18 protein-coding genes are annotated in these 19,366 nt (G+C 73.6%); 6 read left to right on the top strand and 12 right to left on the bottom strand.

The features are described from left to right. Positions 1-23 precede the first annotated feature (23 nt). From ACIGWZ_RS14345 to ACIGWZ_RS14325, 5 genes are all read right to left on the bottom strand, one after another. Entirely contained in the window at positions 24-914 is an 891-nt protein-coding gene (locus ACIGWZ_RS14345; RefSeq protein WP_400064208.1) for an SDR family NAD(P)-dependent oxidoreductase, read from the bottom strand. Further along, positions 911-2,017: a 3-oxoacyl-ACP synthase III family protein gene (locus ACIGWZ_RS14340; RefSeq protein ID WP_400064206.1), complete on the bottom strand. Its 1,107-nt coding sequence runs from the start codon at positions 2,015-2,017 to the stop codon at positions 911-913. Before ACIGWZ_RS14340 ends, ACIGWZ_RS14345 begins: the two co-directional genes overlap by 4 nt. Continuing rightward, on the bottom strand, positions 2,014-3,885 hold the full coding sequence (locus tag ACIGWZ_RS14335; protein WP_400064204.1) for an acyl-CoA dehydrogenase: 1,872 nt from the start codon (positions 3,883-3,885) through the stop codon (positions 2,014-2,016). The genes ACIGWZ_RS14340 and ACIGWZ_RS14335 overlap by 4 nt, the downstream gene beginning before the upstream one ends. Next, positions 3,882-4,937 (bottom strand): ACP S-malonyltransferase, encoded by a 1,056-nt coding sequence (locus tag ACIGWZ_RS14330; RefSeq protein WP_400064202.1) that lies wholly within the window; start codon positions 4,935-4,937, stop codon positions 3,882-3,884. The genes ACIGWZ_RS14335 and ACIGWZ_RS14330 overlap by 4 nt, the downstream gene beginning before the upstream one ends. Positions 4,938-5,107: 170 nt before the next feature. Then, complete coding sequence (locus ACIGWZ_RS14325; RefSeq protein WP_400064200.1) at positions 5,108-6,529, bottom strand: hypothetical protein; 1,422 nt, start codon at positions 6,527-6,529, stop codon at positions 5,108-5,110. Between the two features lie 653 nt (positions 6,530-7,182). Between ACIGWZ_RS14325 and ACIGWZ_RS14320 the strand changes: the two genes are divergently transcribed. Both ACIGWZ_RS14320 and ACIGWZ_RS14315 read left to right on the top strand, forming a co-directional pair. Then, positions 7,183-8,559 carry a hypothetical protein gene (locus ACIGWZ_RS14320; protein WP_400064198.1) on the top strand — a complete coding sequence of 459 codons (1,377 nt, stop codon included), beginning with the start codon at positions 7,183-7,185 and terminating at the stop codon, positions 8,557-8,559. A 447-nt stretch (positions 8,560-9,006) separates the two neighbouring features. Continuing rightward, on the top strand, positions 9,007-10,110 hold the full coding sequence (locus tag ACIGWZ_RS14315) for an aminopeptidase P family protein (protein ID WP_400064459.1): 1,104 nt from the start codon (positions 9,007-9,009) through the stop codon (positions 10,108-10,110). 187 nt (positions 10,111-10,297) lie between these two features. On the opposite strand, the gene ACIGWZ_RS14310 is transcribed toward ACIGWZ_RS14315, so the two are convergent. Further along, a complete protein-coding gene (locus ACIGWZ_RS14310; RefSeq protein ID WP_400064196.1) occupies positions 10,298-11,311 on the bottom strand; it encodes a zinc-binding dehydrogenase in 1,014 nt (337 codons plus the stop codon). A gap of 242 nt (positions 11,312-11,553) precedes the next feature. Between ACIGWZ_RS14310 and ACIGWZ_RS14305 the strand changes: the two genes are divergently transcribed. Continuing rightward, on the top strand, positions 11,554-12,198 hold the full coding sequence (locus ACIGWZ_RS14305; RefSeq protein WP_400064457.1) for a pentapeptide repeat-containing protein: 645 nt from the start codon (positions 11,554-11,556) through the stop codon (positions 12,196-12,198). Between the two features lie 27 nt (positions 12,199-12,225). On the opposite strand, the gene ACIGWZ_RS14300 is transcribed toward ACIGWZ_RS14305, so the two are convergent. From ACIGWZ_RS14300 to ACIGWZ_RS14290, 3 genes are all read right to left on the bottom strand, one after another. Continuing rightward, complete coding sequence (locus tag ACIGWZ_RS14300; protein ID WP_400064194.1) at positions 12,226-12,723, bottom strand: hypothetical protein; 498 nt, start codon at positions 12,721-12,723, stop codon at positions 12,226-12,228. A gap of 144 nt (positions 12,724-12,867) precedes the next feature. Then, positions 12,868-13,572 carry a response regulator gene (locus ACIGWZ_RS14295; protein ID WP_400064192.1) on the bottom strand — a complete coding sequence of 235 codons (705 nt, stop codon included), beginning with the start codon at positions 13,570-13,572 and terminating at the stop codon, positions 12,868-12,870. After that, a complete protein-coding gene (locus ACIGWZ_RS14290; RefSeq protein ID WP_400064455.1) occupies positions 13,569-14,747 on the bottom strand; it encodes a sensor histidine kinase in 1,179 nt (392 codons plus the stop codon). Before ACIGWZ_RS14290 ends, ACIGWZ_RS14295 begins: the two co-directional genes overlap by 4 nt. Before the next feature lie 288 nt (positions 14,748-15,035). On the opposite strand from ACIGWZ_RS14290, the gene ACIGWZ_RS14285 reads away from it, so the two are divergent. Next, positions 15,036-15,617 (top strand): heme-binding protein, encoded by a 582-nt coding sequence (locus ACIGWZ_RS14285; RefSeq protein WP_400064191.1) that lies wholly within the window; start codon positions 15,036-15,038, stop codon positions 15,615-15,617. Positions 15,618-15,751: 134 nt separating this feature from the next. Here the strand turns inward: ACIGWZ_RS14285 and map are convergent, their stop codons facing one another. Beyond that, complete coding sequence (gene map, locus ACIGWZ_RS14280) at positions 15,752-16,519, bottom strand: type I methionyl aminopeptidase (protein ID WP_400064453.1); 768 nt, start codon at positions 16,517-16,519, stop codon at positions 15,752-15,754. 138 nt (positions 16,520-16,657) lie between these two features. On the opposite strand from map, the gene ACIGWZ_RS14275 reads away from it, so the two are divergent. Next, complete coding sequence (locus tag ACIGWZ_RS14275) at positions 16,658-16,939, top strand: helix-turn-helix domain-containing protein (protein ID WP_400064189.1); 282 nt, start codon at positions 16,658-16,660, stop codon at positions 16,937-16,939. Between the two features lie 133 nt (positions 16,940-17,072). Here ACIGWZ_RS14275 and ACIGWZ_RS14270 read toward each other — a convergent pair whose 3' ends face one another. Beyond that, a complete protein-coding gene (locus ACIGWZ_RS14270) occupies positions 17,073-17,648 on the bottom strand; it encodes a TerD family protein (RefSeq protein WP_400064187.1) in 576 nt (191 codons plus the stop codon). Positions 17,649-17,852: 204 nt separating this feature from the next. Here ACIGWZ_RS14270 and arfB point away from each other — a divergent pair, with 204 nt between their 5' ends. Beyond that, a complete protein-coding gene (gene arfB / locus ACIGWZ_RS14265) occupies positions 17,853-18,281 on the top strand; it encodes an alternative ribosome rescue aminoacyl-tRNA hydrolase ArfB (RefSeq protein WP_400064185.1) in 429 nt (142 codons plus the stop codon). 134 nt (positions 18,282-18,415) lie between these two features. Here arfB and ACIGWZ_RS14260 read toward each other — a convergent pair whose 3' ends face one another. Continuing rightward, complete coding sequence (locus ACIGWZ_RS14260) at positions 18,416-19,033, bottom strand: flavin reductase family protein (protein ID WP_400064183.1); 618 nt, start codon at positions 19,031-19,033, stop codon at positions 18,416-18,418. Positions 19,034-19,366 lie beyond the last annotated feature (333 nt).

Genomic DNA, 19,366 nt, shown 5'->3' with positions numbered 1-19,366 from the left:
TGTCCTCGGCTCTCGGGATGCGGTCAGGCCCCGGCGAAGGGGGAGGGCGGTTTCGGGATCCCGGCGAGTCCCCCGTCGGGGACGGATGCGCCGCCGTCGAGGAGCAGGGCGTGCCCGGTGAGGAAGGACGCGGCGGGGGCGGCGAGGAAGAGGGCGGCGGCGGCGACCTCGTGCGGTTCCGCCCAGCGGCCCAGGGGCACGTGCGCCATCAGCCAGTCGGACAGCGGGCCCGTGGCGGCGGCGAAGCTCGTCATGTCGGTGCGCGTCCAGCCGGGGCACAGGGCGTTGACCCGGATCCCGTCCCGCGCCCAGCCGGCCGCGAGGCTGCGGACCAGGGAGATCTGCGCCGCCTTGGTCGCGGCGTACGCCTCCATCCGGGGCGTGCCGGCCACCCCGGCGAGCGAGGACATCAGCACCAGGCAGGCCCGGTCCGAGGCGGCGAGATGGCGGTGGGCGCGCCGGCACAGGGCCGCGGTGGCGTTGAGGTTGACCGACACCACCGCGTCCCAGTCCCGCTGCGCGGAGTCCTGGAGGGGGACCATCGTGGGACTGCCGTCGGGCCGGGTCGGCAGGATGCCCGCGTTGTGGACGACGATGTCGAGACCGCCGAGCGCGGTGGCGGCCTCGTCCACCACGGCCTCCGCCGTCCCCGCGACGGTGAGGTCGCCCGGTGTGAGGACGGCCGTGCGGCCCTCCTTCATCACGCTCTCCGCGGTCTCGGTGAGGGCGGCGGCGGAGCGGGCGGACAGCGCGAGGTCGGCGCCGGCCTGGGCCAGTGCCCTGGCGACGGCCTGGCCGATGCCGCGGGAGGCGCCGGTCACCAGCGCCCGCGCCCCGTCGAGCCGGAACGCCTCCAGCACATTGCCGGGTTCCCTCGGGCGGTCGGGGATGCCGACGGGGATGCCGTCGTTCATGAGGTGCTCCTTTGCACTGCGGGGGTGGGGTGAGGGGAAGGGACGGTGCGGGTCGGGCGCGTCGGGCCCAGTCGGATGACGGAGGCGCCCGTCCAGGTCAGCAGCGCGCTGCCCCAGGTCACGCCCGCTCCGAAGGCGGCGATCAGGACCCGGCTGCCGGGCTCCAGCAGGCCGGACGCGGCGGCGCCGGCCAGCGCGTACGGGGTGCTTGCCGCGCCGATGTTGCCGACCTCGCCGCCGACGATGACCAGGCGTTCGCGGGGGATGCCGATGCGGTCGCCGAGGTTGCGCAGCAGGACGGGGTTGGGCTGATGGGTGATGAACACGTCGATGTCCCGGAGCCGTAGCCGGTTGCGGGTCAGGCTCTCGTCGACGACCCGGGGAAAGATCTCGGTGATGAAGTCGCGTACCGCCCGGCCGTCCATGTGGATGTCGTGCCGGTGGCCGGCCAGCGTGTTCGGGCTCGCCGGGGCGCGGCTGCCGCCGGCCGGGATGAGGACGTGGTGCGCGCCGGTGCCGTCGGACCCGAGAGCGAAATCGCGGAAGCCGCCGTGGCCGCCGTCGTCCCGTACGGGACCGAGTACGGAGGCGGCCGCACCGTCGGCGAACAGGACGGCCGTGCCGCGGTCGGTCGGATCGAGGAATTTGGAGTACGCCTCGACGCCGACCACCGCCGCATAGCGCGTGCACGGGTCGTTGCTGAGCCAGTCGTGGGCGACGCGGGCGGCGAACAGCCAGCCCGAGCAGGCGGCGCTGACGTCCAGGGCGACGGCATTGCGCGCCCCGGTGAGGGCCTGGACCCGGCAGGCCGTGGAGGGCCCCAGTTCGTCGGGGGTCGAGGTGGCGAGGATCAGGACGTCCAGCTGGTCGATGTCGATGCCGGCCGCGGCGGTCGCGGCGCGTACCGCGGCCGCGGCCAGGTCGGAGGCCGCTTCGCCGGGGGCGGCCACATGCCGCATGTGCACGCCGGTGCGTTCGGCGATCCATTGCGGGGTCACCCCCACGTCCGCGGCGACGTCCTCGTTGGTACGCCGGGAGCGGGGGAGGTACGTACCCATCCCCAGCACGCCGATCCGGGGCGCGGTCATCGTTGTGGGGCTCATGACAGCCTTTCGGTGGGCCAGTTGACGGATGCGGTCAGCGCCGCCGCGTAGTCGTCCGCGCCGAGCGGGGTGGGCAGCGCGCCGACCGGCGCACCCATGGCTTCTTCCAGCAGCGGCAGCTGCGGCAGCAGCCGGTCGCAGAGCTCATCCATCGCGGCGGGCAGCGCACGCACCGTGGCCGCGCCGAGCACGCCCGTGGTCAGCAGCCGGCCGGCCAGGCGCCGGGCCTCGGCCACCCCGTAGAGGGCCGCCAGGGGCCGGAGCGCCGCCTGCAGGGCGGGATCGTCCACCGTCGCCAGGGTCCTGGCCAGGCTCTCGGCCGCCAGGCGGCTCGCGTACGCCTCGCCCAGTTCCCGGGCCGCGTCCAGCAGCGGGTTCCACAGCTCCAGCCCCTCAAGTCCCTTACCGGAGCGCTCGTTCAGGGCACGGTGGAGGCCGGTGGCCAGCAGGTGCTCGTGCACCCGGGTGAGCGCCGGCCACCAGTGAGGGGCGTCCGGCAGCGCCTCGCGGGGCACCGCGGCGGCGCCGCCGCGGCGGCCGGCCTCCTCCGCGAGGGCCCGCCCCGCATCGAGCAGGATCAGCTGACTGTCGCCGCCCGCGCTGTCGAAGGCGTGGGCGAAGCCGTGGTACCCGCTCAGCCGGTTGGGTTCCAGGAATCCGGCGAGTCCGCAACGGTGCTGGCACTGGGCGGCCACCCGGGCGGCGGCGCGCACCGCGAAGGCCTTGAGCACCGCGAGCGGACGGTCGACCGCGGCCCAGGGCGAGAACGTCATCCCCGCGCCGGCCCGCTCCCGCGCGGCGCAACGGCCGGGGGCCGCCAGCGACTCCGCCCAGATCTCCCGCGCGGTGTTTCCGGCGCAGGTCAGGGCGAAGGCCTCGGCCAGGCCGGCCAGGAGCGCATGCTGCTGCGAACGGTAGGACAGCACCGCCGCCCCCGGCGCGAGACGGCCGTGCGCCCGGCGGTGCGCGGAATGCCGCAGCGCCCGCACCGCGCTCTCCCGGGCCATGGCGGCCATCGCCGACGGCAGGGTCGCCCACAGGGCCTGGCCCACGCCCAGCGTCCGGGACAGCCGCGCGTCCGCCGTCCCGAGGGGATCGTGGAACCGCCCCTGCGCGTCGAGGGACGCCCCGTCGCTCAGCCACTGGTCCGGCGCGAGCCGCACTCCGTGGAAGCGCACCAGCGCGTAATCCAGTGGCAGGTCCGCCACCGCGAGGCCGCTGGAGATCTCCACACCCGGCGCCGGACCGTGCTCGTCGCTGAGGTCCACGACGAACGAGAACACCCCCCGGTCGGTACCGGCGACCCGCAGCCGCGCGCACACCACGGCGGTCTGCCGCACTCCGGTGGCGCCGACGCCCGAGAACTTCGCGGCCCCCGCGTCCGGCGTGCCGAGCACGAACCCGCCGGTGCGCGGGTCGAATGCGGCCGTGGTGCGGACGCCCAGGTGGCTGCTGCCGTCCCCGATCTCGGTGACCAGGAAGACGCCCTTGGAGCGGCCCGCCGACAGGGCGTCCCAGCGTGCCCCGAGCCGCGCCGGATCGGGGGACAGGGCGACGATCGACCCCAGACAGAGCGCGTAGTGCGACAGCACGGCCATATAGAACGGCGGATCCGTGACGGCGGCGCACTCGCTCAACGCGGCCAGCGCATGCGGGTCGCGGCACAGTTCGTCGGCCGGCGGGAGGGCCTGCGCGAGGCGGCGCAGGCGGTGACCGTACCGGCGGGCCCGCGGCGTGGCACCCGGCGCGCCCGCGGCCGCGGGGGAGTCCTCCGCCAGGAGCGCCAGCAGGCGGGGGCGGAGGGTGTCCGGGCCGGGGCCGTCGACGAGCCGTCGCAGCGCGGTGGCGGGTGGCGTCTGCGTGGTCACCGGGACGCCTCCGTGGGAGGGAGGGCCGAGGGTACGAGGAGGGCGTCGCGGTGCGTGCCGCCGCGGCGCGCCCAGGAGAAGCCGGGTTCGCCGAGCGGAGCGAGGGCACGGGCGGCCGAAGGCGGCACGGTGCGCCGGACGTTGCGGGTCAGGGCCCGTCCGGTGCCCGCCTCCAGCAGCAGGGCCGGCGACGGCGTCGTCACCTGGTGCAGGACGTTGGGCAGCCGGGCGGGACGGACGAGGCAGTCGGCCAGCCCCCGGTGCAGGTCGTCCCCCGGCCGGTACGGGCCGCCCCGTACGGCGGAATGGACGGGAAACCGGCACCGGCGCGCCGGGACGGGGCGGATGGCCGCCGCGAAGGCCTCGGACGGTCCGGCCAAGGACGGGTGGTGGGACGAGAACGGCAGCCGCAACCGGGTCACGGACAGGCCCTGCCGCTGCGCGCGTTCCTCCGCGGCCCGCATCTCCGGCAGCGGACCGCTCAGCACCGTCTCGCCGGGATCGTTCACACACGCCACCACCACTGCGGCCGAACCGGTCTCACGGAGCAGGGAGTTGGCCCGTGCCTCGCCGGCGCCCAGCAGCGTCAGGGCGCCCTCGCACCGCTGGAGGTGGTGCGCCAGCAGGCAGGCGATCCGGGCCCCGCCCGGAACGTCGAACGCACCGGCCGCGGTGAGCGCCGCGATCTCACCGAAGCTCACCCCCACCGCCCGGTCGGGCGCTCTGCCGATGCCGCACAGCGCGCGGTGCACGGCCACCGAGGAGCAGAACAGGGCCAGTTGCGCGGTGCCGACCGGCCCTTGGGCCAGCTCGCGGCCGCCGGGCGGCGTATCGCTCAGCAGCGCGTCGGCCAGCGGCGGGATCCCGAACTCCGCGGCGACGTCCTCGGCCTGTCCGAACACCTCGGCGACGGCCGCCCGCACACGGGGTACCGTGCGGGCGGTGCGTACCAGCGGGCCGACGGAGAAATCCCCTTGCCCGGGGAAAAGATGGACGACCGTACGCGGCGGATTCTCCCGGAAATCTCGACGAACCGAATCCACGTCTGCCATTGATGCATTCCTTCCCTGGGGCCGGGCATCCCTCGCCGAATGGCCGGTAACTCGCCACTGCGGAACCGGATTCTGCTCCGAAACCGATTCAACAGCGCCCGCCGTCGCAATGGACGATCCGGTGCCCCGGGCATTGTTGAAAGGTGTGAAAGCGTCGAACGGGGCCCCGGTCAGCGCCGTTTACCGGCGGGTGCCACCGCGGCCAGCCGGGCGAGCAGAACGGCCGCCGCGGGGAGGTGACGGAACGGAATGAGGATCTTGCGTGAACGGGTCACGGCGGCTTTGGCCGCGCCCGATCGCACATGGGAGTACTGGTCGAGAAAGGAGTGCCAGGACGCGCAGGCCTCTTCCACATGACCGGCGCCCGCCAGCATTTCGGCCCGTTGCGCATAACTGAGCGCCAGCCCCCGGTGGTCCTCGGGCGAGCGGTGCGCGAGCGAGCGGTTCATCGCCGCGCGGGCACCCGCGATGTCTCCCACCTTCCGCAGGGTCTCGGCTCTCTGGTATTCGAATGCGGCCCGCGAATACGCATCGAAGGGGCCGGCGGTACGGCCCTCGGGTCCGCCCGCGGCCATGGCCAGCTCGGCCCGTCCCAGCGAGTCCAGCGCCGCCGCGCGCAGGCCGCAGGCGGCCTGCGCCACCGCGAGCTGGGCGAGCAGGAACGTTCCGGTCGGGCCGCCCGCCCCCCGGGCCGCCGCGGCCGCGGCCTCGGCGGCCTGCAAGGACGCCTGACGATGCCCCAGCGCCAGGCCCTGCGCACTCAGCCCGCGCAGCACCACGGCCCCCGCCACCCGGTCCCCCGACTCCTCGGCAAGGCTCAGGGCGGCGAGGAAATGGCGCTGGGCCAGACCCTGGACGGAGCTGTCCTCGTACATCCGGGCCAGGAGGAAGGAGAGGCGGGAGGCTTCCACCAGAAGAGTGCGGTGGACCGGCGCCGGCTGCGGTGCGCGCAGCCGCGGCAGCACATCGTCGGCGAGGTACGCCGCCAGGGCGGAGCGTGCGTTGCGTCCGCCGTGCGCGTTGAAGGCGGCGGCGTAGAAGCGCACGGCGGAACGCATCAGCGCCAGCTCCGTCGCGGTGTCGCCGTCGTGGGGGCCGGGCGGCTCGCGGCCGCCCGGCGGATCAGGGGGAGCGGGCGGCGCGGGCGGGCCGGGCGCCGGAATGCCGCCCTCCGGCGGGTCCCCGCACACCCGCGTCAGCTCCGTGACCCGGTACGGCTGCGCCTGCGCGGGCAGCCGCCGGACCGGGTCGCTCTCCGTGCGGCACAACTCCGCCAACGACGCCTCGGGCCGCAGCGCGGCACCGGGCCCCGCCCCGGGCGCCGGCGGCTCCCCTTCGGCCGCGAGGCCCGCCTCGCTCGCGGTCACCAGCCGCTCCAGACGCCGGGTCAGGGCCTCCGCGACGAGTTGCGGGACCGGGGGCTGGGGCTGCGTCCCGCTCAGCCAGTGCGCCACCGCGGTCCGGTCGTAGTCGAGTTCGAGGCCGACCTCGGCGGCGACGATGTTCACGGCGCGGGCGAGCGAGCCCTGCGTCCAGCGCGCCTCGGCGAGCAGGGCCCTGAGCAAGGTGTTGGGGCGGCGGGGCGACGGCACTACGTCTCCTGGGGCGGTTCTGACGGGACTTACTGTGGTGACGGGGCGCCGCCTGTGGGAAATACGCCCGGCCGCCATTCCCTTCGGCGCCCGGGGTATTTCGTTCCCGCGTCCCTCCGGAACACGGCGCAGGACGATAAGAGCGTGTACGTCACACCCCGGACGGCCGCGGTAAGGTGATACGTCTCGGGGCCGGCGTTTTTGAGACAATTATTCGGTGGGAATTCCCCGCGCCACGGCATCGCGGAATCCCGGCGCAAGGACTCAAGGACTCAGGGAATCAAGGGCACTTGGGTGCACGGGGCGACCCCGGCGTCCTCGACCGGCCCTGTGCAACGGCATCTTTGCCTGGCCGGGAACCGCCATCGGTACGCCCCACGAGATGGCCACCGGAAAGCAATGCCGGTGCGCACCAAGGCTGCCCGTCGGCCGAATGAACGCGTCCGCGGCCGATTCCTCCGCGGGGCCGCCGAGATGCTTCACCGGCTTCTGGCCGACATCAATCCCTCTGCATGGTGAAGCGTTGCCGGCGGCGTCTCCTCACAGAATCATGTATCGGGTGCCGACGGAAGCCCGCTTCGTCCCCGAAGGCGTGAATGCGTTGAACGCGCAACGGGTGTGACGGCAGCGAACTCGGCCCCGAGAGAAGGATCATGGCGCGCAAGATGCCCAACGACGCGCTCAGGGCGTTGCTGACGGAAGCCGGTTGGTCCGCCGCCGAGCTCGCCCGCGCCGTCAACGCCCTGGGAACGGGCAACGGCCTGCGGCTGCGCTACGACCGGACCTCCGTCGCCCACTGGCTCGACGGGGCCCGCCCTCGCGGCGCCGCCGCCGACCTGGTGACCCAGGTGCTGAGCCGTCGTATCGGCCGGCCCCTCACCCAACGGGACGCGGGGCTTGACGAACCGGAACAGGGGGGAGATCCCGTGGCGGACATCCTGCAGGCGGCCGACCCTCTCCAGCGCCTCAGCTCCCTGTGCCGGGCGGACAGCGACCCCGCACGCCGGGCGCCGCTCACCCGCGCGGTGCTGCCCGCCACCCTGCCCCGGCCATGGGAGAAGCGGCCTCCGTGGACGCCGCCGAGGACCACTCACGGCAGCCCCGCCACCGACGCGGACGTCGCGCGGCTCGCCGACGTGGCCCGCTGGAGCGCGCCGGCCACCGAGAAGCACGGCGGTGCGCACGCGCGCTCCACCCTCGCCCACTACCTCTCGGAGGACGTGTCCCGGCTGCTCGCCGCGCCGGCCACCCCGACGGTGCGGCACGGCCTGCTGAGCGGCGCCGCACAGCTGACGCACCTGCTGGCGAACATGACCGCGGACGTGGGGTACGGGGGCCTGGCGCAGCATTACTACGGCATCGGGCTGGAGTTGGCCCATGCGGCCGGTGACCGCGCCACCTACGCGGTGACCCTCCGGAGCATGAGCGTCCAGGCGCACCGGCTCGGCGACCGGCGGCGGGCCCTCGCCCTGGCGGAAGCCGCGTGGGACACCGCAGGACCCGCCGCACGCCCCGCCACCCGTGCCTTTCTCCACGCCGGGCGTGCGGTGGGGTATGCGGCCGTCGGGCGGGGCGGTCCGGCGCACGCCGACCTTGCGGCGGCCGAGGAGGCCCTGGACCGTTCAACGGAGCCCGAGGGCCCCTTCAGCAGCTACTCGTACGCCGCGCTGCTGTATCAACGCGCCGAGGTCCTGGCCCTTTTGGGAGACCTCAAGAGGGCGCTCGCCGCATGGGAGTCCTCCCTGCACCGCAGGCCCGCCGGGCACTGCAAGGCCCGTGCCCTCATCCATGCCCGGATGGCGCAGGCGCTGCTGGCCGTGGAGCAGCGGGATGCGGCTCTGGTGCAGTGCCACCTCTTCCTCGACAACTACGGACAACTGGCCGTCGGCTCCGTGCAGGGAGCGCTGAGCCGGATCCTCCGTGACCTCAGTCCCTATCGCACAAGCCCAGGTGTCAGGGACTTCTGGGCGCGCCTTCGCGCGGCGTCGCCCCCGGCACACGGCACCGGAGAGGCGCCTCTCCCAGGCTGAGCCGCCCGCCGGTACCTCGTCCGTCCCCGACCGGTTCCCGCCTCCCTGAACTTCCGCCGCTCCTCCGGTCCGATGTGATCACCGCAACATCAATAGGATCCGTCATAACCGGATGTATACGTCGAGGACCGACGGCTAACCCCATGTCCACCTGTCTGGCCCCGGGCCCCGGCCGTGCCTCGTACCGCACGACGATCCGTGCGACACCCCGCACGGCGGCCGGTACGGCGACACCCTCCCTCGGACGGGGAGGGGTTGGACCGGGACCACCCCGCTCTCGCCCGCATCCGTGCCGCCCGCTTCACACGGGAGGCGGAGGGCGCCGCCGGGACGGCCGGTCGTGTCGGCGGCGCTCGGGTGACGGCGGAGGAAGGGGCGGGGACGGACGGGGATTTGGACGCGGCGTAGCGGGCCTCGCGGCGTAGATTCGCCGGCATGGTGACTTCGATGACACGGGACGACCACGAGCGGCGGATGGCGCGGGCGGCGGATGCCGCCGCCCATTTCGGGATGTCCGGGCTGATCGTGACGCCCGGACCGGATCTGGTGTGGCTGTGCGGGTACCGGCCCCCCGCGGCCACCGAGCGACTGACCGCCCTGGTGGTCGCGCCGGGGCGGCGGCCGCGGCTGCTGGTGCCCGTACTGGAGCAGCCGGACGCGGAGCGGGCCGCCGGGACCGGGGCGATGGACGTGGCGGGATGGACCGATGGTGCGGACCCGTACGAGGAGCTGGCCAAGTGGCTGGACCCGGAGGGACGTTACGGAATCTCGGACGCGACCTGGGCGCTGCATCTGCTCGGACTGCAGCGGTCGCTGCCCGGGAGCGCCTACCGGGCACTGACGGAGGCGCTGCCGATGCTGCGCGCCGTCAAGGACGCGCACGAGGTGGCGCGGCTGGCGGCGGCCGCGGAGGCCGCGGATGCGACGTACGAGAAGATCCTGGGCGTACGGTTCGCCGGGCGCCGGGAGTCCGAGGTGGCGGCGGATCTCGCGCGGCTGATGATCGAGCACGGGCACAGCCAGGTGGACTTCACGGTCGTGGGGTCCGGCCCCAATGGCGCCGATCCGCACCATGAGGCGGGGGAGCGGGTCATCGAGGACGGCGACATGGTCGTGCTCGACTTCGGCGGGCTCAAGGACGGCTACGGGTCGGACACCACCCGCACCGTGCACGTGGGGGAGCCGGGCGCCGAGGAGCGCAAGGTGCACGACATCGTGCGGGAGGCGCAGCAGGCGGCGTTCGACGCGGTCCGGCCCGGGGTCGCGTGCCAGGACATCGACCGGGTGGCCAGGAGGGTCATCAAGGCGGCCGGGTACGGCGAGTACTTCATCCACCGGACCGGGCACGGGATCGGGGTGACCACGCACGAGCCGCCGTATCTGGTCGAGGGCGAGCATCTGCCGTTGGCGGCGGGCATGTGCTTCTCCATCGAACCGGGCATCTATCTGCCCGGGCGCTTCGGGGTGCGGATCGAGGACATCGTGACGTGCACGGAGACCGGCGGGCGGCGGCTGAACGAGACGGAGCGGGGGATGGCGGTGGTGCAGTAGGGGGAGTCGGCCGGCCCGCTCCCAGCGGTGCCGGGCCCGCCCCTCGTGGTGAACGGCGCGCTGGTCCCCGTGCGGGCGGCGCGCCGTTCGCGTGGGTGGAGGTGCGGGGGAGAGGCGGGCCGGCTCGGCGGCCGCTTCGGTGTGCGGGGCGGGGGTGAGGAGGTCTAGGGCGCTTCTGGCCGCCCGGTCACGGCACCAGGACGACCTTGCCCATCGTGGCGCGGGTCTCCAGGGCGCGGTGCGCGGCGGCTGCCTCGGCCAGCGGGAAGCGCTGGACCTGGGGGACGAGCCGGCCGGCCGCCGCCTCGGCGAGCGCCTCGGTTTCCAGGGTGCGCATCGGGTTGTCACCGCCCGCCTTGGCCAGCATGGGCGGCCCGAGGACCGGCTGGGACGTGATGCCGCGGGCCGCCAGCTCGCCGTCGGCGAACTCCAGCGGACCGCCGGTGAGGAGTCCGCCCGCGGACCAGCCGAAGACCAGGTGGCGGCCCCCAGGAGCCAGAAGGCCGACGGCGGCCCGGCCGGGGGCGCCGCCGACCGAGTCGAAGACCAGGGTGGCGCCGGGCGTGCCGCGGCCGTCGAGGAAGGCGCGTACCAGGGCGGGCCAGTCGTCGTCGGTGTAGTCGACGGCGAGGTCGGCGCCCAGTTCGCGGACCCGCGCCGTCTTGGCCGGGCCGCCGGCCAGGCCGATGGCCGTGGCGCCGGTGTTCTTGACGTGCTGGACGAGGAGCGAGCCGATGCCGCCGGCGGCCGCCGGGACGATCGCGATGTCGTCGGCGGTGAGGTCGGCGAAGCGCAGGATGCCCATGGTGGTGCGGCCGGTGCCGATCATGGCGACGGCCTGGCCCGCGTCGAGTCCGTCGGGGACGGGATGCAGGCGGTCGGCGGCGACCACGGCCAGTTCGGCGTAGCCGCCGGGGGCCATGCCCAGGTGGGCGACGACGCGCCGGCCGAGCCAGGTGGGGTCGGTGCCCTCGCCGAGCGCCTCGACCGTGCCGGCGACCTCGCGGCCGGGCACGGTCGGCAACTCGGGCAGCGGCGCCGGCCCGCCCTTCAGCCCCTCGCGCAGGGCCGTGTCCAGGAGGTGAACGCCGGCCGCCGCCACGGCGATACGGACCTCACCGGGGCCCGGCCGGGGGTCGTCGACGGACTCGTAGCGGAGGTTTTCGGCCGGGCCGAAGGCGTGCAGACGTATCGCGTGCATGGCGGGCTGCTCCTTGAGGGAGGCGGGAAGACGGGGCGCGGGCGGGGTGATCGCCCGGCTGTCGCCACCCTCCTACCTCAAGTTTGGTCGAGGTCAAGAGCCTGCCGTCGGGAACCGGCTTTTCCGCAGGTCAGGGCGATTGTCAGTGGTGTGGTTCACGATGGGGTGTGCAGGCGTGGTGAGCGGTGACGCAACGAACGGCGAGAGGCGGTGATCGCGTGGCAGGGCGCGGTAAGGGGACGGTGCGGGCGGTGCGGCGGCCCGAGGTGCGGCTGCCGGAGCTGGTGCCGCACGACGGTGGAGAGCTGGAGCCCGAAGGGGACTACGACGGGCTGGAGTTCGCGGACGCCGACTGGGCGGGGCAGGCGGCGCGCGGCGCGCGTTTCATGGACTGCGCGGTGCGGCGGTGCGCGCTGGACGAGACGGTGCTCGGCCGGGCCCGGATCCTCGACAGCGTGCTGAGCGGGGTGCGCGGGGTCGGTACGGACCTTGCGCAGGCGACCCTGCGCGATGTGGAGGTGACGGACGCCCGGCTCGGCGGGACGCAGCTGCACGGCGCGGTGCTGGAGCGGGTCGTGGTGCGCGGCGGCAAGATCGACTTTCCGAATCTGCGCCAGGCCAAGCTGAGGGACGTCGCCTTCGAAGGGTGCGTGCTGGTCGAGGCGGATTTCTCGGGCGCGGAGCTGGAGCGGGTGACGTTCGACGACTGCACCCTGGCGCGGGTGGATTTCACCGAGGCCCGGATGAAGGACGTCGATCTGCGCGGTGCGGCCGCGGTGGACATCGCGCGGGGCATCGACCGGCTGTCGGGCGCGGTGATCAGCGCGCCCCAACTCCTCGATCTGGCCCCGGCGTTCGCGGCGCAGATAGGCGTACGGGTGGAGTGACGCGCCCCGGGGCTGCGGGCGGGCCGGTCAGACGCGGGGGAAGCGGCCCTGAAGGTCCCAGATGGCCGGGTTGTCGCCGAGGCCGTCGTGCAGATCGGTGAGGTCGGCGATCAGATCGTGCAGGAAGTCGCGGGCCTCGCGGCGCAGCGCGGCGTGGTTGAAGGTCAGCGGGGCCTCGTCGGCCGGCATCCAGTCGGCGGCGATGTCCACCCACCCGAAGCGGCGCTCGAAGAGCATCCGGTCGGCGGATTCGGTGAAGTCCAGCTCGGCATGGACGGGACGCGAGGAACGGCTGCCGCGGGGGTCGGTGTCGAGCCGTTCGACGATGTCGCACAGCGCCCAGGCGAAGTCCAGGACCGGCACCCAGCCCCAGGCGGTGGACAGCTCACGGTCCGCCTTGGTGTCGGCGATATAGACATCGCCGCAGAAGAGGTCGTGGCGCAGGGTGTGCACATCCGCGCCGCGGTAGTCCAGCTGCGGGGGGTCCGGAAAGCGGGGGGAGAGGGAGTAGCCGAGGTCGATCACATCATTGATGGTGTCACGCCGCTGGAACCGAGCGGGCGGTGGACCGTCCGACCGCGGACCGAAGGCCGGTGACGGCCATCCGGTCGGGAGGACGGTGCTTCACCGGTCGGCAACGCCGCAACGCCGCAAGGGCGTGGTACGCGCTCAGGGCAGCAGTCGCTGCTCCTTGGCGACCGCGACCGCGCCCGCGCGCGTGTCCACGCCGAGCTTGTCGTAGATGCGGCCCAGGTGCGTCTTGACGGTGGCCTCGCTGATGAACAGCGCGCGGGCGATCTCGCGGTTGCCCAGGCCCCGCGCGAGCTGGCCGAGGATGTCGCGCTCGCGGTCGGTGAGCGTGGGGCGGGGGCTGCGCATCTGGGCCAGTACGCGATGGGCGACCGGCGCGGAGAGCGTGCTGCGGCCCTGGGCGGCGGCACGGATGGCGGCGAAGAGTTCGTCGGGCCGTTCGGCCTTGAGGAGGTAGCCGGTGGCGCCGGCCTCGATGGCGCGGGTGATGTCGGCGTCGGTGTCGTAGGTGGTCAGGACCAGGACATGGGGGGCGGGGCCGAGACGGGTGATGCGGCGGGTGGCCTCGATGCCGTCGATGCCGGAGCCCAGCTGCAGATCCATCAGGACCACGTCGGGCCGGAGCTTGGCGGCCGTTGCCACGGCTTCCTCGCCGTTCCCGGCCTCGCCGACGACCTCGATACCGGGCGCGCTGCTGAGCAGGGCGAGCAGTCCGGCGCGTACGACGGCGTGGTCGTCGCAGAGCAGGATGCGTACGGACTCGGACTCGGACTCGGACTCGGACTCGGACTCGGACCCGGACTCCGACTCGGGGCCGGGTTCGGGCGCGGCGGGGCTGGTCATGGGGCGTGCTCCAGGGGGACGGCGGCGGACAGGACGGTGCCCTCGCCCGGCGCGGACTCGATGGTGAGGGTGCCGCCGAGCTGGCGCACCCGGGCATGCATCGCGGGCAGCCCGTGGCCTCGCTCGCGGCCGGTTGCGGGCGCGGCCGGATCGGTGGGGGTGAAGCCGCGCCCGTCGTCGGCGATGTCCAGGACGACCTGGTCGCCGAGGTAGGTGAGGGTCACCGCGGCGGTGGTCGCCCCGGCGTGCTCGCGGACGTTGGCGAGGGCGCCCTGGGCGATGCGCAGCAGGGCGGACTGCACCCGGTCGGGGAGCGGCGCGGGGGTGCCGTCCAGATGGAGGCGTACGCGGAGGGGCGCGGCGGCGCCGGCCCCGGAGGCCGACTCGCCGGTCCGGGTGGCGAGTCCGCGCAGGGCCTCGGGCAGCGAGGCGCCGTCGGCGAGGTCCGCGGGGGCGAGGTCGTGCACGAAGCGACGGGCCTCGGCCAGATTGCGGGCGGTGATCTCGGTGGCCGTACGGACATGGCCGCGAGCGGTGCCCGGGGCCGCGTCCCAGGTGCGCTCGGCCGCCTGCAACAGCATCTGCTGGCTCGACAGCCCCTGGGCGAGCGTGTCGTGGATCTCCATCGACAGTCGCTGCCGCTCGGCGAGCGTGCCCTCGCGCCGTTCCGTGGCGGCCAGTTCGCGCCGGGTACGGAGCAGATCGTCGATCAGCGCGCGCTGCCGGGCGGCCTGGCGTTCCATATGGACGAAGACGGCGGTGGCGAGGGCGGCGACGGCGGGCGGCGCGAGCAGCAGATTCGGGTCGAATGCGGTCGACAGCCGCAGTTGCGCCACGACGACGAACGCAGTGAGCACGCCGACGAGCAGCGACGCGGCGCCCGCGGGCAGGGTGCGCAGCCCCGTATAGAAGAGCGGTACCGCGCACCAGGCGAAGCTCGGCGCGAGCAGGACCAGGACGACCCAGATGGCGACGACCGCGCCGAGCCAGAGCAGGCGGCGCGCGGTGGGGCGGCGCTCGCCGTCCGTACGCGGTCCCAGTGCCGGGCCGAGGACGTAGAGGAGGCCGAGGGCGATGCTGAGGGCGATGATCCAGGGGGTGCGGGGTTCGCCGGGGTGCCGGAGCAGGAAGCGGGCGAGCGAGGCCGCCAGGAGCAGGAAGAACGCCGTGTGCATGACGGGGCCCAGCCAGCGGGCGTCGGGGTTCGGGTCCGGCGGCGCGGGCTGCTGGGTGGGATGCGGGGGGTGCACGGGGTCTGGATCTCCTAGTGGGGCTCTCCCGTAACGGTCTCCCGTAGTCGTAACCCGGGCGGAGAGCGTCCCGCATCAACCGATCGGCTGACACCGGTATCCCCCATCATGCACGGCGACGGCAGCCGGTACGTCGACCCGGGAGCGCCCCGTCCGCTCCGAGGATTAAGGCATACCGCCGAACTCCGGTCCCGTCCCGAAGGAGCCCCGACCATGCCGAAGCACACCGAGAACCAGCCCCGGAAGATGTCCCGCCGCAACCGGCTCGTCGCCGGTGCCGCCGTCGCCGCCGTGCTGGCCGGTGCGGGCGCCTTCGGCGCCGTGTCCGCGTCCGCCGCCCCGGCGCCGAGCGCCGCCCCCGCCGCGGCCGGCAGCGCCGACACCAAGAACCTCACCCGCACCACCCACCTCACCCTCGCCGCCGCCACCAAGGCCGCGCAGGCCGCCGTGGACGCCGCGGAGAAGGCGGGCCAGAAGATCTCGGTCGCCGTCGTGGACCGCAACGGCAACACGCTCGTCCAGCTGCGGGGCGACGGCGCCGGTCCGCAGTCGTACGAGTCGGCGGCGAAGAAGGCGTACACCGCCGTCTCCTGGAACGCCCCCACGTCCGAGCTGGTCAAGCGCCTCGACCAGGCGCCCACGCTCAAGGACATCCCGGGCACCCTGTTCCTGGCGGGCGGCGCCCCGGTGCAGTCGGAGGGCGCGCCGGTCGCCGGGATCGGGGTCGCGGGTGCCCCCAGCGGCGCCACGGACGAGCAGTTCGCACAGGCCGGCGCGCAGGCGCTCGGCAAGTAGCCGCGCCCCGGGCGGCCGCCCCGCAGAGACCGGACCCGGGCCGCCCCACGGCGGCCCGGCTCCTTTACCGCCGCGGCTCCCCACCGCCGCGGTTCCCCTACGGATACGGCTGCGGCCACGGCTCCCCGGCCGCCCTACTGCAGCGTCAGCACCCGCGGCCCGTCCTCCGTGATCGCGACGGTGTGCTCGAAGTGCGCGGCGCGGCCCCCGTCCGAGGTCCGCAGCGTCCAGCCGTCGTCGGCCACGTAATACGCGCCGCTGCCGCCGGAGAGCAGCATCGGCTCGATGGCGAGCACGAGGCCGTGGCGGAGGACGAAGCCGCGGCCGGGGCGGCCGTCGTTGGGGACCGGCGGGTCCTCGTGCATGGCGCGGCCGATGCCATGGCCGCCGAAGTCGTCGGGGATGCCGTAGCCGGCCGCCCGTCCGACGCTCCCGATGGCATGCGAGATATCACCGATCCGGGCGCCCACCACGGCCGCCGCGATGCCCGCCGCCAGCGCCCGCTCGGTGGTTTCCATCAGCCGTACGTCCTCGGGGCGGGGCGCGCCGACGGTGAAACTGACGGCCGCGTCGCCCGCCCAGCCGTCCACCACCGCGCCGCAGTCGAGGCTCACCAGGTCGCCGTCCCGCAGCCGCGAGGAGTCCGGGACGCCGTGCACGATCGCGTCGTTGACGGACGTGCAGAGGACGGCCGGGAACGGGGTGGCGGCGAACGAGGGGCGATAGCCGAGGAACGGCGAGGTGGCCCCCGCCTCGCGCAGCACCGTACGGGCGACCTCGTCCAGTTCGAGCAGCCGCACGCCGGGCGCGGCCGCCGCGCGCGCCGCCGCCAGCGCATCGGCGACCACCCGCCCGGCCACTCGCATCGCATCCAGCGAGGCATCCGTCTTGATCTCCACCATGAGTACGACCTCCGTGCTTGTCACGCCGACATCCAGCGCACCGATCCACGCGCGCACCGGCCGACGCGCACGCCGGTGAACCCACGCGGACCGGTAAACTAATACCGGTATTTGTTTACCGGTATTAGTATCACGGGCATGGTGCGAACCCCACTGACCCCTTGGGAGCGCGAGCGCGGCGAACGGCTGGGCGCGCTGCTCCGTACGGCGCGCGGCGAGCGCAGCATGGTCGAGGTCGCGGCGGCGTCGGGGCTGTCCGCCGAGACGCTGCGCAAGATCGAGACCGGCCGGGCGCCGACCCCGGCGTTCTTCACGGTCGCCGCGCTGGCCGGCGCGCTCGGCCTCTCGCTCGACGAGGTAGCGGCGCTGGCCGCACCACCCGACGCGCCACGCGAAGCGCCACACGAAGCGGTCGCCTGAGACTGCCGCGTGCCACGTGCCGTGAACGCGCCGCACAACGCACAGAGGGCCGGCCCCCGAACGGGAACCGACCCTCTGCCAGCAGCGCCTACCGGTGCCTATCGGCACCGATGACCTGCATCGACCTGCGTTCTCAGACGTTGACGCCGAAGTCCTGCGCAATGCCCACCAGGCCCGAGGCGTAGCCCTGGCCCACCGCGCGGAACTTCCACTCCGCGCCGTTGCGGTACAGCTCGCCGAAGACCATGGCGGTCTCGGTCGCGGCGTCCTCGCTCAGGTCGTAGCGGGCGATCTCGGCGCCGCCGGCCTGGTTGACGATGCGGATGAAGGCGTTGCGGACCTGGCCGAAGTTCTGGCTGCGGTTCTCCGCGTCGTAGATCGAGACCGGGAAGACGATCTTCTCGATGTCGGCCGGCAGGCCGGCCAGGTTGACGTTGATCTGCTCGTCGTCGCCCTCGCCCTGGCCGGTGACGTTGTCACCGGTGTGCACGATGGTCTGGTCCGGCGTCGCCTTGTTGTTGAAGAAGACGAAGTGCTGGTCCGAGAAGACCTTGCCGCTCGGGTTGACCGCGATCGCGCTGGCGTCCAGGTCGAAGTCCGTGCCGGTGGTGGTGCGGACGTCCCAGCCGAGGCCGACCGTGACGGCGGTCAGGCCCGGTGCCTCCTTGGTGAGGGAGACGTTGCCGCCCTTGGACAGGCTTACAGCCATGGGATGTCCCTTTCCTTTGTCGACTCGTCGAAGCGTCGGGCTTCGTACTGCGGACGAAGTTACCGTCACCCACCACAACGCCGTCAGGGGACCACGAGGTTCCAGCTGGCTTTACTTACTTTGCCGAATCCTGATGTGGACGTCCTGCGAGGGGAGCCGAAAAGCGGGTGACGGGGCCCGGGAAAGCACGGGATCATAGGAAGCATGTCCGGGCCCTATGTCATCCGCGGTTCGGTCGTCCTTCCAGAGGCCGAGCTCGTATGGCGTTTCTCGCGGTCCTCCGGTCCCGGCGGCCAGCACGTCAACACCAGCGACAGCCAAGTGGAGCTGCGCTTCGACCTCGCCAAGACGCAGGTGCTGCCCGAGGTGTGGAAGGAGCGCGCCCTGGAGCGCCTGGCGGGTCGCCTGGTCGACGGGGTGCTGTCCGTGCGGGCCTCCGACCACCGCTCCCAGTGGCGCAACCGCGAGACCGCGGCCGTCCGGCTGGCGTCGCTGCTCGCCCAGGCCACCGCCCCACCGCCCAAGCCGCGCCGCAAGTCGCGGATTCCGCGTGGCATCAACGAGCGACGGCTGCGCGAGAAGAAGCAGCGCGGCGAGACCAAGCGCGGCCGCACGGGTCGCGATTGGGGCTGAGCACTCCGGCAATAATTACGGAGCGTAGTTGATTCCCGTGGGCGTCTCATGCTCTGTTGTGCGTGGTGTGGCGGAGGCGGGTCGAGCTGAGCGGAGAGGGCCGTTCCCGACTCAGCCCAAGCGGTGGCACTCGCTCAGCCCAAGTGCCGGTACTTGCCGCGGAAGTACGTGAGGGGTCCCGCGCCCTCGCCCGGTGCCGACGCCGCCAGTACGCGTCCGATGACGAGCGTGTGATCGCCGGCCACCACGCGCTCCTCGGTGCGGCACTCCAGGGTCGCGAGGGCTCCGCCGATGAGCGGCGCGTCGGCCGCTTCACCCCGCACATACGGGATGTCCGCGAAGAGCAGCCGGTCGCTGATGCGGCCCTTCATCGCGAATCGACCGGCAATCTGCCGCTGGCTGTCCGCCAGCACCGAGACCGCCCACAGCGGCTGGTGCGCCAGCAGATCGTCCATCCGGGAGTCGTTGCGAACGCTCACCATCACCAGCGGCGGTTCGAGGGATACGGAAACGAATGCGGTGGCGGTCATGCCGACGTCCTCGCCGCGCGGCCCGTCGTCCGGGTCGTGGGCGGTGATCAGCACCACGCCGGCGGCGAGGTGGGACAGGGCGGCGCGGAACTCGTCGTCACTCACCCCCACAGCATGCGGGATCGGCGCGTCGCCCGGCGCGGACGCCAGGGCGACGACGGCGGGTGCGGCAGGGATGGCGGGTCCGGCGGCTGCGGCATCGGCGGGGGTTTTCGTGAACACGCCATGAACGCTAACGTCGCCCGACCCGGCGCCGCATCGGGCCCCGGGACCACGCACGTCCTAGGTCGGGCGACGGAGGCCCCTCGGCGGCATGGCGGGGCCGCGGTGAGGAGGGGGTGCCCGAGCGACGGGAGCGGTGTTCGAGTGGCGGGAGGGGCGGGGCGTGCCCGAATTTGCGTTCAGGAAGGGCGGGCGTCGCGTAGGAAAGGGCGCCGCGGCGCTCTCATCAGGCCCTCTTGGGGGTGGTGAACGCGCCTTCATGGCTTGTGACTTGAGTCACAGCGCGCGCTAATTGTTGACCCTGTGTACCGAGTGAACAGCTCACTGTGATTC

This window comes from Streptomyces sp. NPDC053427 (assembly GCF_044544985.1).
Lineage (GTDB): Bacteria > Actinomycetota > Actinomycetes > Streptomycetales > Streptomycetaceae > Streptomyces.
Note: the sequence above shows the minus strand (reverse complement) of the source record. Positions and strands in the feature narration are given on the sequence as shown.

Excerpts from the sequence above, each read along its gene's own strand:
- ACIGWZ_RS14345 (WP_400064208.1), bottom strand. The coding sequence starts at position 914 with ATGAACGACGGCATCCCCGTCGGCATCCCCGACCGCCCGAGGGAACCC.
- ACIGWZ_RS14340 (WP_400064206.1), bottom strand. The coding sequence starts at position 2,017 with ATGAGCCCCACAACGATGACCGCGCCCCGGATCGGCGTGCTGGGGATG.
- ACIGWZ_RS14330 (WP_400064202.1), bottom strand. The coding sequence starts at position 4,937 with ATGGCAGACGTGGATTCGGTTCGTCGAGATTTCCGGGAGAATCCGCCG.
- ACIGWZ_RS14320 (WP_400064198.1), top strand. The coding sequence starts at position 7,183 with ATGGCGCGCAAGATGCCCAACGACGCGCTCAGGGCGTTGCTGACGGAA.
- ACIGWZ_RS14315 (WP_400064459.1), top strand. The coding sequence starts at position 9,007 with ATGACACGGGACGACCACGAGCGGCGGATGGCGCGGGCGGCGGATGCC.
- ACIGWZ_RS14310 (WP_400064196.1), bottom strand. The coding sequence starts at position 11,311 with ATGCACGCGATACGTCTGCACGCCTTCGGCCCGGCCGAAAACCTCCGC.
- ACIGWZ_RS14295 (WP_400064192.1), bottom strand. The coding sequence starts at position 13,572 with ATGACCAGCCCCGCCGCGCCCGAACCCGGCCCCGAGTCGGAGTCCGGG.
- ACIGWZ_RS14290 (WP_400064455.1), bottom strand. The coding sequence starts at position 14,747 with ATGCACACGGCGTTCTTCCTGCTCCTGGCGGCCTCGCTCGCCCGCTTC.
- ACIGWZ_RS14285 (WP_400064191.1), top strand. The coding sequence starts at position 15,036 with ATGCCGAAGCACACCGAGAACCAGCCCCGGAAGATGTCCCGCCGCAAC.
- map (WP_400064453.1), bottom strand. The coding sequence starts at position 16,519 with ATGGTGGAGATCAAGACGGATGCCTCGCTGGATGCGATGCGAGTGGCC.
- ACIGWZ_RS14275 (WP_400064189.1), top strand. The coding sequence starts at position 16,658 with ATGGTGCGAACCCCACTGACCCCTTGGGAGCGCGAGCGCGGCGAACGG.
- ACIGWZ_RS14270 (WP_400064187.1), bottom strand. The coding sequence starts at position 17,648 with ATGGCTGTAAGCCTGTCCAAGGGCGGCAACGTCTCCCTCACCAAGGAG.
- arfB (WP_400064185.1), top strand. The coding sequence starts at position 17,853 with ATGTCCGGGCCCTATGTCATCCGCGGTTCGGTCGTCCTTCCAGAGGCC.